14 protein-coding genes and 1 riboswitch are annotated in these 15028 nt (G+C 73.1%); of the genes, 7 read left to right on the forward strand and 7 right to left on the reverse strand.

Annotated elements, in window-relative coordinates:
- Positions 1-132: 132 nt before the first annotated feature.
- Positions 133-2094 (forward strand): ABC transporter permease subunit, encoded by a 1962-nt coding sequence (locus tag ACLB9X_RS21190; RefSeq protein ID WP_410361938.1) that lies wholly within the window; start codon positions 133-135, stop codon positions 2092-2094.
- A 1-nt stretch (position 2095) separates the two neighbouring features.
- A complete protein-coding gene (locus tag ACLB9X_RS21195) occupies positions 2096-3058 on the forward strand; it encodes an ABC transporter substrate-binding protein (RefSeq protein WP_410361939.1) in 963 nt (320 codons plus the stop codon).
- A 133-nt stretch (positions 3059-3191) separates the two neighbouring features.
- On the opposite strand, the gene ACLB9X_RS21200 is transcribed toward ACLB9X_RS21195, so the two are convergent.
- Together ACLB9X_RS21200 and ACLB9X_RS21205 are read right to left on the reverse strand one after the other, a co-directional pair.
- Entirely contained in the window at positions 3192-3521 is a 330-nt protein-coding gene (locus tag ACLB9X_RS21200; protein ID WP_410361940.1) for a hypothetical protein, read from the reverse strand.
- 116 nt (positions 3522-3637) lie between these two features.
- Complete coding sequence (locus ACLB9X_RS21205) at positions 3638-4126, reverse strand: carboxymuconolactone decarboxylase family protein (RefSeq protein ID WP_410361941.1); 489 nt, start codon at positions 4124-4126, stop codon at positions 3638-3640.
- A 47-nt stretch (positions 4127-4173) separates the two neighbouring features.
- Here ACLB9X_RS21205 and ACLB9X_RS21210 point away from each other — a divergent pair, with 47 nt between their 5' ends.
- Positions 4174-5583 carry a PLP-dependent aminotransferase family protein gene (locus ACLB9X_RS21210; protein ID WP_410361942.1) on the forward strand — a complete coding sequence of 470 codons (1410 nt, stop codon included), beginning with the start codon at positions 4174-4176 and terminating at the stop codon, positions 5581-5583.
- A gap of 79 nt (positions 5584-5662) precedes the next feature.
- On the opposite strand, the gene rocD is transcribed toward ACLB9X_RS21210, so the two are convergent.
- The gene (rocD, locus tag ACLB9X_RS21215; protein ID WP_410361943.1) at positions 5663-6868 is read right to left on the reverse strand and encodes an ornithine--oxo-acid transaminase; all 1206 of its coding nucleotides are present in this window, start codon (positions 6866-6868) and stop codon (positions 5663-5665) included.
- A gap of 161 nt (positions 6869-7029) precedes the next feature.
- Positions 7030-7118: riboswitch (ZMP/ZTP riboswitch) on the forward strand.
- Positions 7119-7156: 38 nt separating this feature from the next.
- Between rocD and glyA the strand changes: the two genes are divergently transcribed.
- Complete coding sequence (gene glyA / locus ACLB9X_RS21220; RefSeq protein ID WP_410361970.1) at positions 7157-8425, forward strand: serine hydroxymethyltransferase; 1269 nt, start codon at positions 7157-7159, stop codon at positions 8423-8425.
- A 159-nt stretch (positions 8426-8584) separates the two neighbouring features.
- Here glyA and ACLB9X_RS21225 read toward each other — a convergent pair whose 3' ends face one another.
- The 3 genes from ACLB9X_RS21225 to ACLB9X_RS21235 form a co-directional block, all read right to left on the reverse strand.
- On the reverse strand, positions 8585-9283 hold the full coding sequence (locus ACLB9X_RS21225; protein WP_410361944.1) for a hypothetical protein: 699 nt from the start codon (positions 9281-9283) through the stop codon (positions 8585-8587).
- Positions 9284-9447: 164 nt separating this feature from the next.
- Positions 9448-10341, reverse strand: a complete 894-nt coding sequence (locus tag ACLB9X_RS21230) for a hypothetical protein (protein WP_410361945.1) — start codon at positions 10339-10341, stop codon at positions 9448-9450.
- Entirely contained in the window at positions 10334-10939 is a 606-nt protein-coding gene (locus tag ACLB9X_RS21235; protein WP_410361946.1) for an RNA polymerase sigma factor, read from the reverse strand. Before ACLB9X_RS21235 ends, ACLB9X_RS21230 begins: the two co-directional genes overlap by 8 nt.
- 112 nt (positions 10940-11051) lie before the next feature.
- Here ACLB9X_RS21235 and trpS point away from each other — a divergent pair, with 112 nt between their 5' ends.
- From trpS to ACLB9X_RS21250, 3 genes are all read left to right on the forward strand, one after another.
- Positions 11052-12062: a tryptophan--tRNA ligase gene (gene trpS / locus ACLB9X_RS21240; protein ID WP_410361947.1), complete on the forward strand. Its 1011-nt coding sequence runs from the start codon at positions 11052-11054 to the stop codon at positions 12060-12062.
- Between the two features lie 218 nt (positions 12063-12280).
- Complete coding sequence (locus tag ACLB9X_RS21245; RefSeq protein WP_410361948.1) at positions 12281-12862, forward strand: 2'-5' RNA ligase family protein; 582 nt, start codon at positions 12281-12283, stop codon at positions 12860-12862.
- A gap of 61 nt (positions 12863-12923) precedes the next feature.
- Positions 12924-13874, forward strand: a complete 951-nt coding sequence (locus tag ACLB9X_RS21250; RefSeq protein WP_410361949.1) for a YihY/virulence factor BrkB family protein — start codon at positions 12924-12926, stop codon at positions 13872-13874.
- Here the strand turns inward: ACLB9X_RS21250 and ACLB9X_RS21255 are convergent.
- On the reverse strand, positions 13822-15006 hold the full coding sequence (locus tag ACLB9X_RS21255; protein WP_410361971.1) for a D-alanyl-D-alanine carboxypeptidase family protein: 1185 nt from the start codon (positions 15004-15006) through the stop codon (positions 13822-13824). The two genes, ACLB9X_RS21250 and ACLB9X_RS21255, sit on opposite strands and share 53 nt — an antisense overlap.
- Positions 15007-15028 lie beyond the last annotated feature (22 nt).

The raw sequence follows: 15028 nt of genomic DNA on the forward strand, positions 1-15028 counted from the left end.
CGTGCGCCGTGTGACGCCGGGTGCCCTGCGCCGGAGCGCAGGCATGCGCCCTGCGCACCCAAGCGCCGCCCGATGCGCCCCCACGCGTGCCGTGCGCGGCGTGCGCCCGCGTCTCATCCGGAGGTGGGGACGATGAGCGCCACCGTCACCGCCGAGACCACCGCTCCCACCGCCGGGACCGGGGCGCTGCGCGCCCTCGCGCGGCGGCGGGGCGCCGTCGTCGCCGTGGGCGGCGCGGTGCTCCTCGTCCTCGGCGCCGTCCTCGTCGGCGGCGGCACCTGGCCCGACCGGTTCGCCGTCGACCTGTCCGGGCCGCTCGGCGGGGCCAGCGACTGGATCATCGACAACCGGGACAGCCACCCCCTCTTCCTCCACTTCCTGGGGCACGTCAGCAACGCCGTCGTGCTGTCGGTGCGCGCCGTCTACCTCGTGCTCCTGGCCGCCGGCTGGGCCGGGGTCACCGCCGCCGCCGGGCTCCTCGCCTGGCGGGTCGCCGGGGTCAGGCTCGCGCTCACCGCTGTCGCCGCGTTCGCCGCGTGCGGACTGCTCGGCATGTGGGTGCCCACCATGCAGACCCTCGCCCTCATGGTCGTCGCGGTCGCCGCGTCCGTCCTGCTCGGCGCGCTCCTCGGACTGGCCGCCGGGCTGTTCGACCGTACGCACCGGGCGCTGCGGCCCGTGCTCGACACCATGCAGGTGCTGCCCGCCTTCGCGTACCTGCTGCCCGTCGTCCTCGTCTTCGGCATCGGCGTGCCGGCCGCGGTCCTCGCCACCGTCGTCTACGCCGCCCCGCCCATGGCCCGCTTGACCGCGCTCGGACTGCGCGGCGCGGACGCCGGTGTGATGGAGGCCGCGGCCTCGCTCGGCGCGACCGGGCGCCAGCGGCTGCTGACCGCCCGGCTCCCGCTGGCCCGCAGCGAACTGCTGCTCGGCCTCAACCAGTCGATCATGATGGCCCTGTCGATGGCCGTGATCGCGTCGGTGATCGGCGCCGGCGGACTCGGCGACCGCGTCTACCAGGCGCTCGCCTCGGTCGACGTCGGCGCCGCGCTCGCCGCAGGCATCCCGATCGTGCTGCTCGCCGTCGTCCTCGACCGCGTCACCGCCGCGGCGGGGGAGCGGATCGGCAGCGCGCCGCGGACCGGCCGTGCCGCCCGCCTCGGGTGGCCCATCGCCGCCGCCCTCGCCGTCGCCGCCGCCCTCGCGGGACGGCTCGCCGGCCGCCTCGCCTGGCCCGACGCCTGGACCGTGAACATCGCGGAGCCCGTCAACCGGGCCGTCGACTGGATGACCGCCCACCTGTACTCGGGCGTGCCCCTCGTCGGCGGCACCGCCGACTGGGCCGGCCGCTTCACCACCTGGGTCCTGGACCCGGTCCGCGACGGGCTGCAATGGCTGCCCTGGTGGGCCGTGCTGGTGCTGGTCGGCGTGCTCGCCCTGCTCATCGGCACCTGGCGCACCGCACTGACCGCCGTCCTGGCGATGGCCGCCATCGGGGTGCTCGGCGTGTGGGATCCCGCGCTGGACACGCTCTCGCAGGTGCTGGCCGCCGTCGCGGTCACCCTCGTCACCGGCTTCGCGACCGGAATCGCCGCGGCCCGCAGCACCCGACTGGAACGCCTGCTGCGCCCCGTGCTCGACGTCTTCCAGACGATGCCGCAGTTCGTGTACCTGATCCCGGTGGTCGCGCTGTTCGGCGTCGGCCGCGCCCCGGCGGTCGCCGCCGCCGTGGTGTACGCGCTGCCCGCCGTCGTACGCATCACCGCACAGGGCATGCGCGCCGTGGACCCGGTCGCCATGGAGTCGTCGCGCTCGCTCGGCGCGACCGCCCGCCAGCAGCTGCTCCAGGTGCAACTGCCGCTCGCCAGGCCCGCGCTGCTGCTGGCCGTCAACCAGGGCGTCGTGCTGGTCCTCGCCGTCGTCATCATCGGCGGCCTGGTCGGCGGCGGGGCGCTCGGCTACGACGTGGTGTTCGGTCTCGCCCAGGGCGACCTGGCGACCGGACTCGTCGCCGGCGCGGCGATCGTGTGCCTCGGTCTGATGCTGGACCGCGTCACCCAGCCGACCCGCCGCAGCACCGGAAAGGGGGCCTGACATGGCTTCTCGTACACGCATCACCGCGCTCGCCGCGGCGGTCGGCCTCATGGCCGTCACCGGCTGCGGCGCGGCCGACATGACCCGCCAGGCGTCCCCGTACGCCGACGCGCACGGCACGAAGACCGTGACGCTGTCCGTCCAGTCCTGGGTGGGCGCCCAGGCGAACGTCGCCGTGGCGCAGTACCTGCTCGAACACGAGCTGGGCTACCGCGTCGACACCGTCCAGATCGACGAGGTCCCCGCCTGGGACGCCCTCAGCCAGGGCCGGGTCGACGCGATCCTGGAGGACTGGGGCCACCCGGAGCAGGAGGACCGGTACGTCGCCGACAAGAAGACCATCGCGCCAGGTGGCGATCTCGGCGTGACCGGTCACATCGGCTGGTTCGTGCCGACGTACTTCGCGAAGGCGCACCCGGACGTGACGGACTGGAAGAACCTCGACAGGTACGCGGACCGGTTGCGGACGGCGGAGAGCGGCGGCAAGGGCCAGCTGCTCGACGGCTCGCCCTCGTACGTCACCAACGACAAGGCGCTGGTGAAGAACCTGGACCTGGACTACCAGGTCGTCTTCGCGGGCTCGGAGGCGGCGCAGATCACGCAGATCAAGCAGTTCGCCAAGGAGAAGAAGCCGTTCCTGACCTACTGGTACAAGCCGCAGTGGCTGTTCGAGAAGGTCCCGATGACGGAGGTGAAGCTGCCCGCGTACAAGGAGGGCTGCGACGCCGATCCCGAGAAGGTGGCGTGCGCGTACCCGCACACCCCGCTGCAGAAGTTCCTGAACGCGCGGTTCGCGGACAACGGCGGCGAGGCGGCCGCGTTCCTGAAGAACTTCCGGTGGACGACGGAGCAGCAGAACGACGTGGCTCTCATGATCGCCGAGCAGAAGCTGTCGCCGCAGGCCGCTTCGGAGAAGTGGGTGAAGGAGAACGAGCGGACGTGGCGGGCGTGGCTCCCCAAGTGACGCCCGCACCGTGAGCCGGGCCCGAGGCCGCACCCCCGGGCCCGGAATCACGCCGTCCGCGTGGCGGCGGCCGAGTCACACCGTCGGCGCGGCGGATGCCGACGTCACGCCGCCGGCGTGACGGCCCCCGACGTCACGCCGCGGGCGTGGCGGCCGCCGACTTCGCCAGCTGGACCGCCGACAGCAGGCTCAGGCCCGGTGCCGCCTCCCGCAGGGCCTTGATCGCCGGAACGGAGTCCGGCGGGCCCTGGACGCCCGCCTTCGCGAGGACCTGGCGGACCCAGCGGGCGTGCAGCTCGCCGTCCGGCCGTGTCCCCGCCTCGGTCACGAGCGCCAGCGTTCGCTCCAGGCCGGGGCGTTCCTCGGGCGGGGCACTGCCCAGAGCCGCGCGGACGGCGTCCTCGATGTCCTCCGCGTCACGGAGGACCAGCACCGACATCTCCTGCTTACCGAGTCCGAACATGCCAAGATCGTCGGTCGTGATCGCTGTGCTGGGCAACGCAGTTGAGCTGTTCCAGAGGTACGCCGCCCCTCGGGCGCGGCCCGGGGCCCACGTCCCGACGCGCCGCGCGGCGACGATCAGTGAGCCGGGGGAGTGTAGTTGCCCGGGGCCAGCCGGCCGGTCACGGCGAAGCGGTTCCAGACGTTGATCACCGCGATCGACGCGATGAGGTGGGCCAGTTCCGTCTCGTCGAAGTGCTTGGCCGCCTTCTCGTAGACGTCGTCGGGCACGAAACCGTCCGTCAGCACGGTCACCGCCTCCGTCAGTTCGAGTGCGGCGAGCTCCTTCTCGGTGTAGAAGTGCCGCGACTCCTCCCACGCGCTGAGCTGCACGATGCGCTCCACCGACTCGCCCGCGGCCAGCGCGTCCTTGCTGTGCATGTCGAGGCAGAACGCGCAGTGGTTGATCTGGGAGGCGCGGATCTTCACCAGTTCCAGCAGGGTCGGGTCGAGGTTCTTCCGGGCGGCCCCGTCCAGCCGGATCATGGCCTTGTAGACATCGGGGAGGAGCTCGGAGACGCGGATACGGGGCTCGACTTCGGTGGCGTACGTGTCGTTCGTCGTCATGGCTACGACCGTACGGGCCGTGTGGCTCAGCGGTATGGTCCATTCTCGTGACAGATTACTGGGCCACTTTCGGCGCCGACCTGCATCTGGAGCTCCGCGGCACCCGGCTGCGCAGCGGACTCATGGACGCCCTGCGGGAGGCGGTCCGCACCGGCCGGCTCACGCCCGGCACCCGGCTGCCGTCCTCCCGCTCGCTCGCCGCCGACCTCGGCGTCGCGCGCAACACCGTCGCCGACGCCTACGCGGAACTGGTCGCCGAGGGCTGGCTCGTCGCGCAGCAGGGCTCCGGCACACGGGTCGCGCAGAGGTCCGCGCCGCGCACACCGCCGTCGGGGGAGAGCCGGGCGCGGGCGCGACCCGTGCGCGGCGCCCCCGCCTACAGCCTGAAGCCGGGCAGCCCCGACCTCGCGTCGTTCCCGCGCGCGCAGTGGCTCAAGGCCGCCCGCAGGGCGCTGACGGCCGCGCCCCACGAGGCGTTCGGCTACGGCGACCCGCGCGGACGCATCGAACTGCGGACCGTCCTGGCCGACTACCTGGCCCGCGCCCGCGGTGTGTACGCCGCGCCCGAACGGGTCGTCATCTGCAGCGGCTTCGTGCACGGCCTGATGCTGATGGGCAGGGTCCTCAGGCAACGGCGGGTGCGGGAGGTGGCCGTCGAGTCGTACGGGCTCGACATCCACTGGGACCTGCTGACCGGAGCCGGGCTCGGCACGCCCGCGCTGCCCTTCGACGACGCCGGCACGTGCACGGAGGGGCTGGGCGGGATGCGGGGCGTGGGGGCGGTGCTGATGACGCCCGCGCACCAGTTCCCGCTGGGCGTTCCGCTGCATGCCGACCGGCGCGCAGCGGCCGTCGACTGGGCGCGCAGAACGGGCGGCCTGATCCTCGAGGACGACTACGACGGCGAGTTCCGCTACGACCGCCAGCCCGTCGGCGCCCTCCAGGGGCTCGACCCCGAACGCGTCGTCTACATGGGCACGGCGAGCAAGTCCCTCGCGCCCGGACTGCGCCTGGGGTGGATGGTGCTGCCGGAGAGCATGGTCGGCGAGGTGCTGGAGGCCAAGGGCCGTGAGGAGTGGTCCTCCGGTGCCCTGGACCAGCTGACGCTGGCGGAGTTCATCGCATCGGGCGCGTACGACCGGCACGTCCGCGGGATGCGTCTGCGCTACCGGCGGCGGCGTGACCAGCTGGTGGCGGCGCTGGCGGAGCGCGCCCCCGCCGTCCGCGTCAGCGGGATCGCCGCCGGGCTGCACGCCGTGCTCCAACTCCCGCCGGGCACCGAGCGCCAGGCCGTCCGCTCCGCGGCCTGGCACGGCCTCGCCGTGCACGGTCTCTCCACCTTCCGCCACGCCGACGCCCGGGCCACCGACCGCGAGGGGCTCGTCGTCGGGTACGCCACGCCGCCGGACAGCGCCTGGGCCGGAGCGCTGGAGGCGCTGTGCAAGTCCCTGGAGTAGCGCGGGGCCCGGCCGACTCATTCGGTGGTTGCCGCCCGGAGTGACCGGGTCATTCCGTGAGGACCGCCGGGAGCGCGGGTCATTCCGTGAGGACCGCCCGGAGCTGGTCGAGGCCCCAGTCCAGGTCCTCCTTGCTGATCACCAGCGGCGGCGCGATCCGGATCGTCGCACCGTGGGTGTCCTTGACCAGGACCCCCCGGTCCATCAGCTTCTCCGAGATCTCCCGGCCCGTGCCCAGACCCGGCGCGATGTCCACGCCCGCCCACAGGCCGCGCCCGCGCACCTCCGTCACGGTGCCGCTCTCCGCCAGCAGGCGGAGCTCACGGTGCAGGTGCTCGCCCAGCTCGGCCGCCCGCGCCTGGAACTCGCCGGTGCGCAGCATCGCGATGACCTCCAGCGCCACCGCGCAGGCCAGCGGATTGCCGCCGAACGTCGACCCGTGCTCGCCCGGCCGGAACACCCCGAGGACCTCGGCGGACGACACGACCGCCGACACCGGCACCACACCGCCGCCGAGTGCCTTGCCCAGCACGTACATGTCCGGCACGACACCCTCGTGCTCGCACGCGAACGTCTTCCCCGTACGCCCGAGGCCCGACTGGATCTCGTCCGCCACGAAGAGCACATCGCGCTCCCGGGTGAGCCGGCGCACGCCGGGGAGGTAGCCGTGCGGCGGGACCATTACCCCGGCCTCGCCCTGCACGGGCTCCAGCAGAACGGCCACGGTGTTCGCGGACATGGCCGCATCGAGCGCGGTCAGGTCGCCGTACGGCACGATCTCGAAGCCCGGCGTGTACGGGCCGTAGTCCGCCCGGGCCTCGTGGTCGGTCGAGAAGCTGATCAGCGTGGTCGTGCGGCCGTGGAAGTTGTTCGCCGCAACGATGATCTTCGCCTGTCCCTGAGGGATGCCCTTGACCCGGTAGCCCCACTTCCGGACGGTCTTCACCGCCGTCTCCACCGCCTCCGCGCCGGTATTCATCGGCAGCACCGTCTCCATGCCGCACAGCTCGGCCAGCTGGGCGCAGAAGTCGCCGAACCGGTCGTGGTGGAAGGCGCGGGAGGTGAGCGTGACCCGGTCCAGCTGGGCCTTCGCCGCGTCGATCAGCCGGCGGTTGCGATGGCCGAAGTTGAGGGCCGAGTAGCCGGCGAGCATGTCGAGGAAGCGGCGCCCCTCGACGTCGGTCATCCAGGCGCCGTCCGCCGAGGCGACGACGACCGGGAGGGGGTGGTAGTTGTGCGCGGTGTGCGCCTCCGCTGCGGCGAAGGCGGAAGTCGTGGTCGACACGGGTGCTCCGATCGTCAGGACAGACCAGCCGGCGAGGGACGGCGCCCCGTCCCCTGGACGGTGCCCCGGTCCGGGGTGTGTTCCCGTTTCTATCGTCGCTCGCCGTGCGGACGGGGAAACCGGATGGTCGGCGTGCCCGCCGGACACGGGCTAGGGTGGACGACACGTGCGGCGACTGGCGTACGGGGAACTGACCCCGAGGAAGCCGCGCGGGCAGTAACGCGTGGTGTCGATCGCCTGGGCACCCCGGGACCACGACCGATGTCACGGACCGTCCCGGAGGACACCATGGCCCTTCCCCTGCCGCATCCCGCTCTCGCCGCCGCCGACCCCGAACTCGCCGCCCTCGTCGGCGCCGAGGAACTGCTCCAGGCCGACACCCTGCGACTGATCCCCAGCGAGAACTACGTCTCCGCGGCCGTGCTGGAGGCATCCGGCACGGTCCTGCAGAACAAGTACAGCGAGGGCTACGCGGGCCGCCGCTACTACGAGGGCCAGCAGAACATCGACCAGGTCGAACGGCTCGCCGTCGCGCGCGCCACGTCCCTCTTCGGCGTCGACCACGCCAACGTCCAGCCCTACTCCGGCTCTCCGGCCAACCTCGCGGTCTACCTCGCCTTCGCCCAGCCCGGCGACACCGTGATGGGCATGGCGCTGCCGATGGGCGGCCACCTCACGCACGGCTGGGGCGTCTCGGCCACCGGCACGTGGTTCCGCGGCGTGCAGTACGGCGTGCGGCGCGACGACGGGCTCATCGACTTCGACCAGGTGCGCGACCTCGCCTTCAAGGAACGGCCCAAGGTCATCTTCTGCGGCGGCACCGCGCTGCCCCGCACCATCGACTTCGCCGCCTTCGCCGAGATCGCGCGGGAGGTCGGCGCGGTGCTGGTCGCCGACATCGCACACATCGCGGGCCTCGTCGCGGGCGGCGCCCACCCGTCGCCCGTGCCGCACGTCGACGTCGTGTCCACCACCACCCACAAGACCCTGCGCGGGCCGCGCGGCGCCATGCTGATGTGCCGCGAGGAGCACGCCAAGGCCGTCGACAAGGCCGTCTTCCCGGGCCTCCAGGGCGGCCCGCACAACCAGACCACCGCCGCGATCGCCGTCGCCCTCCACGAGGCGGCCCAGCCCTCCTTCCGCGACTACGCCCACGCCGTCGTGGCCAACGCGAAGGCGCTCGCCGCCGAGCTGCTCGCGCGCGGCTTCGACCTGGTCTCCGGCGGCACCGACAACCACCTGATCCTGATCGACCTCACCTCCAAGGACATCCCGGGCAAAATGGCGGCCAAGGCGCTCGACCGGGCCGGGATCGTCGTCAACTACAACACCGTCCCCTTCGACCCCCGCAAGCCCTTCGACCCCTCCGGCATCCGCATCGGCACCCCGTCACTGACCTCCCGCGGCCTCGGCACGGAGCACATGGCCGCGGTCGCCGAGTGGATCGACCGCGGTGTCGCGGCGGCAGCCAAGGGCGACGAGGCCGCGCTCGCCGCGATCCGCGCGGAGGTCTCCGACCTGATGTCGGCCCACCCGGCCCCGGGCCTCCCGGCGTAGCCCGCGGCGCGCGGGGCCGGGGCCTTCGGGGGCGTCCGGCCCTGGGCCGTTGGGGGGCGTCCCATCCACCCCGCCCCGTCAGCGGGCCTGGCGACCTGGCCGGTCAGGCCCCGAGGCACGGACCGGCCCTAGACTCCGGCCGATCCCTCCCGGATGCCGTCAGCCGTCGATGAGTTGACGGCGTGGCTCCCGCTCGCCGGGCGGGGTCCGGCGTCGTATCGGCGGCAACGAGGACAGGCGGGTGGCGAGGGGGCGCAGCGCCAGACCCAGCGCCGTGCCCGCCAGCACGGCCGGGACGGCCCACCACCGGCCGTCCGCGGAGCCCGCCCCCGCTGCCGCCGGCTCAGGCTCAGGGGCCGGAGACGGGCTGCTCCGCGCCCACGGCGCCGGATAGCCCGCCCCCGAGCCCCCGCCGCCACCGGTCTTCGGGCCCATCAGCCCGAGCTCGTGGAACAACTTCGTCAGGTTGACGGGGTCCGCCGCCTCGTGCCATGTGCCCCGCTGGGACTCCATGGCCGTCGAGCGATGGATCCACACCGATCCTCCGCCGGCTCCCGGATACACCCGGTCCACCCGCCACGGCTGCACGTCATGGACCATCCACGTCACCGTGATCTGCCGCGTCCCCATCGCCTCGTCCAGTGACGGAGGCCGTGCGGTCCGGCCCGCGGCGGCGGGCTCCAGCAGGTCCGACAGCAGCTCGTACTCCGAGTCCGAGTGGTACAGCGCGGCCGACTCACCGCTCTCCGGCGAGATGAGCAGCGCGCTCGTCGGGCCGCCCGCCACCGCCGCGGGCGCGAGGAACCAGGTCAGCGCGAGCGCCGTCGCCAGCGCGGCCAGCCGTCGTAGCAGTCGCATGTCTTCCCCCAGCCGACGCCGGTACGGACCGTCCGCACCGCGTCACCTCTGGTACACCGCCCGACCGACGCCGGTTCCCCTTTCGCCGGACCTTCCGGCGGCCTTCTCCGCCCGTCGAACGGATGCCAGTCGCCCCCCACATCGAGCCGATGCCCGTCGCCCCGCTACCCGATCGAGCCGATGCCCGCCGACCCGCTGCCCGTCGAGTCAGTGCCCGTCGACTCGGCGATCTCCCTGGCGCGCGGCAGCTCCGCCACGCCCTCCAGCCGCAGCGTCGTGGCCGCGTCCGGCACCGTCCACAGCAGTGTCGGGCCCGCCGTGCGCTCGGAGCGCACCCAGGTGGCCCCGCGCGCGTCCGTCATGCCGAACCGCAGCGTGTGAGGCTCGGCGAACCACAGCCCCGTCCCGGCCGAGCCCTCGCTCTCCAACGTCAGCCACTGGGGCCTGGCCCGCGCCTCCTTGGCGAGCCCCATGTCCAGCCTGGCCGGGAACTGGTCCAGCCGGATCGTCCCTCCGTCCTCCCGCCAGCACAGACTCACCACCGTCCGCCCAGCGGGCCCCTCGCTCACCGAGACCGCATCCGGCGCCCCGAGCGCACCCGGCACGCTCGGTGTGAACCCGGCACGCCGCCCGGCGTCCGCGAGCCCCTCGGCGCCGGCCGGGCCGTGGCACCAGGGCACCGGCGCAGCCGTGCGGGGCGGCGCCGAGGGGTCGTAACGCACCTCGACGCCCCCGAAGCCGAACCAGTCCGCGACCGTCGCCCGCACCGGCGGCGTCAGCACGAGGACCACCAGCACCCCGGAGAGCCCCGCCGTCAGGGCGCGCCACCGTCTGCGCAGCCGTCGCCCGGCCCGGCGCCACCGGCCCGGCGGGACGGCCGCCGCGGGCGGGCCCGCCGACTCGGCGAGGAGCTGCGCCAGCACCCGCTCGGCCATCGTCCCGCCGTCGACGTCCGGCACCGGCAGCCCGCGCCCCAGCATCCGCAGCTCCCGCTCCAGCACATCCGCAGCCTCGTAAGCACCGTCGTCACGGTCCTCGCCGTGCGCACCTTCAGTCACGCTCCCCACCTCCTTCCGCCGCTCCTATGAGCCGGCCCATCCTGGCCAGCGCCCTGTTGAGCCGGGACTTGACCGTGCCGCGCGGGCATCCGATCGCCTCGGCCGTCTCCGCCTCGTCCATCTCCAGCAGATACCGGTAGACGACCACCCGGCGCTGGTCCTCGCTCAGCTCGCCCAGCGCCGCCAGCAGCAGCCCGCGCCGCTCCCCGGCCAGCGCCGCCACCGCCGGGTCCGCCGACTCCGGTATCCGCGGCTCGGCGCCCAGCAGCAGTGCCTCACGCCCGGCGACCGCGCGGGCCCGCACGGCGGAACGCACCGTGTTCTTCGTCTCATTGGCCACGATCCGCAGCAGCCACGGTCTGAACCTCTCGCCGTCCCGGAACCGCCCCAGCGCCTGATACGCCTTGAGGAACGCGACCTGCACCACGTCCTCCGCGTCGGCGCCCGCGCCGAAGGCGACCGCCGCCCGCAGGGCGACCGCCGTGTGGGCGCGGACCAGCTCCGCGTACGCCTCCGGCTCCCCGGCGCGCACGCGGGCGATCACCGTGCCCTCGTCGGTGATGCGACCCCCCTCCAGGGTCCCCTCCCACCGTCTCATGCAAGGAATACACCGGCGGCCGGACATCGGTTCCATACCTGAGAGAATGTGGGGCATGGCCTCAGTTCGCCCGCCCGTCGCCCACCACCACCCTCAGGGGAATGGCACCGCCATGCAGAGTCGACCTCGTGTGCTCTCCGGAATCCAGCCCACCGCCGGCTCGTTCCACCTCGGCAACTACCTCGGCGCGGTCCGCCAGTGGGTGGCGCTGCAGGAGTCGCACGACGCGTTCTACATGGTCGTGGACCTGCACGCGATCACCGTTCCGCAGGACCCCGCCGAGCTGCGGGCCAACACCCGGCTCGCCGCCGCCCAGCTGCTCGCCGCGGGGCTCGACCCCGAGCGCTGCACCCTGTTCGTGCAGAGCCACGTGCCCGAGCACGCGCAGCTGGCGTGGGTGATGAACTGCCTGACGGGCTTCGGCGAGGCGTCCCGGATGACGCAGTTCAAGGACAAGTCCGCCAAGCAGGGCGCCGACCGCGCCTCGGTCGGCCTGTTCACGTACCCGATCCTGCAGGTCGCGGACATCCTGCTGTACCAGGCCAACGAGGTCCCGGTCGGCGAGGACCAGCGCCAGCACATCGAGCTGACCCGCGACCTGGCCGAGCGTTTCAACGGCCGCTTCGGCGACACGTTCACCGTCCCCGCGCCGCACATCCTCAAGGAGACGGCGAAGATCTACGACCTCCAGGACCCGTCGATCAAGATGAGCAAGTCGGCCTCCACGCCGAAGGGCCTCATCAACCTGCTCGACGAGCCGAAGACGACCGCGAAGAAGGTCAAGAGCGCGGTCACCGACACGGACACCGTGATCCGTTTCGACGCGGTCGAGAAGCCGGGCGTCAGCAACCTGCTCACCATCTACTCCACCCTCACGGGTACGGCTGTGGCCGATCTGGAGCGGAAGTACGAGGGCAAGGGCTACGGTGCGCTCAAGACCGACCTCGCGGAGGTGATGGTCGAATTCGTCACACCGTTCCGCACCCGCACGCAGGAGTATCTGGACGATACGGAGACGCTGGACTCCATCCTCGCCAAGGGCGCGGAGAAGGCCCGCACGGTGGCCGCGGAGACGCTGGCCACCACGTACGAGCGGGTGGGCTTCCTGCCCGCCAAGCACTGAGCGGCCGCGCACCGACCGCGAGGACCGCGAGCCCGGAAACCGCACCGAGCGCGCCCGGACGCGCACCGAGCGCACACCGGACGGCCGCCGGGAGGCGGGAGCCCGAGGACCTGTGTCCAAGGTCTCTGGCCGAACCGGCGGTACAGCCGCCACACTGGCGCTGCACACCCGCGCAGGCTGCCGACCGCAGCCCGCGTACCGAGACGGAGGAGAACGACGTGGGGACCGTAACGCTCGGCGTTTCGATCGCGGTCCCGGAGCCGTACGGCAGCCTGCTCCAGGAGCGGCGTGCGGGCTTCGGGGATCCCGCCGCGTACGGCATTCCGACCCACGTCACCCTCCTGCCGCCGACCGAGGTCGACGCCGCCGCGCTGCCCTCCGTGGAGGCGCACCTCGCGGCCGTGGCGGCGGCCGGGCGACCGTTCCGGATGCGCCTGTCCGGCACCGGCACCTTCCGCCCGCTGTCCCCCGTCGTCTTCGTCCAGGTCGTCGAGGGCGGCTCGGCCTGCTCGTGGCTCCAGCAGCGGGTGCGCGACACGTCCGGCCCGCTGGTGCGCGAGCTGCAGTTCCCGTACCACCCGCATGTCACCGTCGCCCACGGCATCTCCGAGGAGGCGATGGACCGGGCGTACGAGGAGCTGTCGGAGTACGCCGCGGAGTGGACCTGCGCCTCCTTCGCCCTGTACGAGCAGGGCGCGGACGGCGTGTGGCGCAAGCTCCGCACCTTCGCCTTCGGGGGCGGCGTGCCCGCAGTCCCCGCGCAGGGCGCACCGGTCGACGAGCGCGCCACCACCGCCTGACCGCGCGACCGCCGGGCGGGCCGGGGGCACTGGCGGCGCGCTCGCCGGGTAGGCGTACGGTATGGACTGGCTGATCAAGCTCCCCGTCGTCGGCCCGCTCGCCGCCCGCCTGATGCGCACCCACGCCTGGCGCAGCTACGAGACCCTGGAGCGGGTGCACTGGACACGGCTGGCCGCGGCCGTCACGTTCCTCAGCTTCCTCGCCCTCTTCCCGCTGATCACGGTGGCCGCCGCGATCGGCGCCGCGCTGCTCGACCAGGAGGCGCTGGACACCCTGGAGAGCAAGCTCTCCGCCCAGGTCCCGGGCATCTCCGACCAGCTCGACATCAATGGCCTCGTCGCCAACGCGGGCACGGTGGGGGCCGTCGCCGGCGCCCTGCTGCTGCTGACCGGCATCGGCTGGGTCGGCTCGATGCGGGACTGTCTGCGGGCCGTGTGGGAGCTCGACGACCAGGACGAGGGCAATCCGCTGGTCCGCAAGCTCAAGGACGCGGGCGTGCTGGTCGGCCTCGGTGGCATCGGTCTGGCCTCGCTCGCCGCCTCCGCGCTCGGGTCCACGGCGGTCGGCTGGAGCGCGCAGCGGCTCGGCCTGGAGGAGGGCGGGACCGGCGGTGTCCTGCTGCGGATCGCCGCCCTCGCGGTCGCCGTGCTCGCCGACTTCCTGATCCTGCTCTACGTCCTGACGCTGCTGCCCGGTGTGGAGCCGCCGCGCCGTCGGCTGGTCGTGGCCGGTCTGATCGGCGCGGTCGGCTTCGAACTGCTCAAGCTGCTGCTCGGCGGCTACATGCAGGGCGTCGCGACCCGCAGCGTGTACGGCGCGTTCGGCGTGCCGATCGCGCTCCTGCTCTGGATCAACTTCACCGCCAGACTGCTGCTGTTCTGCGCCGCCTGGACGGCGACGCGGAGCGGCCACGACGACGAGGAGGTCAGGAGCGCGGGCGGCGGCGACGGCGAGGAGGTCAGGAGCGCGGGAAGCGGCGCATCCGCTCGGGAAGCGGCCAACGGCGCTTGACCAGGAACGCGCCCGCGGCCACCAGCGCCAGCACGCCGCCCGCGACGGCCAGCGCGACGCCCATGCCGCCCGAGCCGTGCTGTCCGGCGGCCACGGGCTTCGCGGGTGCGCCCTTGCCGTCCTTGACCGGCTCGCTCGGAGCCGTATCGGCCGACTTCGGCGGCACCAGTTCTCCCACCGGGGTCACCTTGCCGGCCGCCGCGAAACCCCAGTCGAACAGCCGGGCGGTCTCCTTGTAGACGGCCTGGCTCTCCTCGGACTCCGGGTTCATGACCGTCACGAGCAGGACCCGGCCGTCACGTTCGGCGACACCGGTGAACGTCGCTCCGGCGTGCGTGGTGTTGCCGTTCTTGACGCCGGCGATGCCCTTGTACGGCTCGATCCCGACCGCCCCGGTCAGCAGGCGGTTGGTGTTCTGGATCTCGAACGACTCGCGCCTCTCGCCCTCCTTCTGCTCGCCGGGGAAGGCCGCGCGGACCGTGGAGCAGTACTCGCGGAAGTCCTTCTTCTGCATGCCGCTGCGGGCGATGAGCGTGAGGTCGTACGCCGAGGAGACCTGGCCGGGCGCGTCGTAGCCGTCCGGGGAGACGACGCGCGTGTCCAGTGCCTGCAGCTCGTCGGCGTGCTCCTGCATGTCGTGGATCGTCTTGTCCATACCGCCGTTCATCTCCGCCAGCACGTGCACGGCGTCGTTGCCGGAGCGCAGGAACACGCCGAGCCACAGGTCGTGGACCGTGTAGGTCTGGTCCTCCTTGACCCCGACGAGGCTGCTGCCGTCGCCGACGCCCGCGAGGTCCTCGGAGGTCACCCTGTGGACGGTGTCCTTGGACAGCTTGGGCAGCACCGTGTCCGCGAAGAGCATCTTCATGGTCGAGGCGGGCGGCAGCCGCCAGTGCGCGTTGTGGGCGGCGAGCACGTCGCCGCTCTCGGCGTCCGCGACGATCCACGAACGGCCGCTGACGTCCTTCGGCAGGACCGGCGCGCCCGCGCCGAGCCTGACCTGCGTGCCCGGCTTGCCCAGTTGGGCTCCTCCGACGGTCGACATGGTGGTCGGCGGCTTGGGCTGTTTCCGGCCCGGCTTGTCGTCGAGCGTCGCCCCGAACACGGGCGCGGCGGTCAGGGCGGGCAGCATCGCGGAGGCCACGGCGACGAGC

Source organism: Streptomyces sp. 5K101, from assembly GCF_046506645.1.
Lineage (GTDB): Bacteria > Actinomycetota > Actinomycetes > Streptomycetales > Streptomycetaceae > Streptomyces.

Excerpts from the sequence above, each read along its gene's own strand:
- trpS (WP_410361947.1), top strand. The coding sequence starts at position 11,052 with ATGCAGAGTCGACCTCGTGTGCTCTCCGGAATCCAGCCCACCGCCGGC.
- ACLB9X_RS21205 (WP_410361941.1), bottom strand. The coding sequence starts at position 4,126 with ATGACGACGAACGACACGTACGCCACCGAAGTCGAGCCCCGTATCCGC.
- ACLB9X_RS21200 (WP_410361940.1), bottom strand. The coding sequence starts at position 3,521 with ATGTTCGGACTCGGTAAGCAGGAGATGTCGGTGCTGGTCCTCCGTGAC.
- ACLB9X_RS21235 (WP_410361946.1), bottom strand. The coding sequence starts at position 10,939 with ATGAGACGGTGGGAGGGGACCCTGGAGGGGGGTCGCATCACCGACGAG.
- ACLB9X_RS21190 (WP_410361938.1), top strand. The coding sequence starts at position 133 with ATGAGCGCCACCGTCACCGCCGAGACCACCGCTCCCACCGCCGGGACC.
- ACLB9X_RS21195 (WP_410361939.1), top strand. The coding sequence starts at position 2,096 with ATGGCTTCTCGTACACGCATCACCGCGCTCGCCGCGGCGGTCGGCCTC.
- ACLB9X_RS21225 (WP_410361944.1), bottom strand. The coding sequence starts at position 9,283 with ATGCGACTGCTACGACGGCTGGCCGCGCTGGCGACGGCGCTCGCGCTG.
- glyA (WP_410361970.1), top strand. The coding sequence starts at position 7,157 with ATGGCCCTTCCCCTGCCGCATCCCGCTCTCGCCGCCGCCGACCCCGAA.
- ACLB9X_RS21250 (WP_410361949.1), top strand. The coding sequence starts at position 12,924 with ATGGACTGGCTGATCAAGCTCCCCGTCGTCGGCCCGCTCGCCGCCCGC.
- ACLB9X_RS21255 (WP_410361971.1), bottom strand. The coding sequence starts at position 15,006 with ATGCTGCCCGCCCTGACCGCCGCGCCCGTGTTCGGGGCGACGCTCGAC.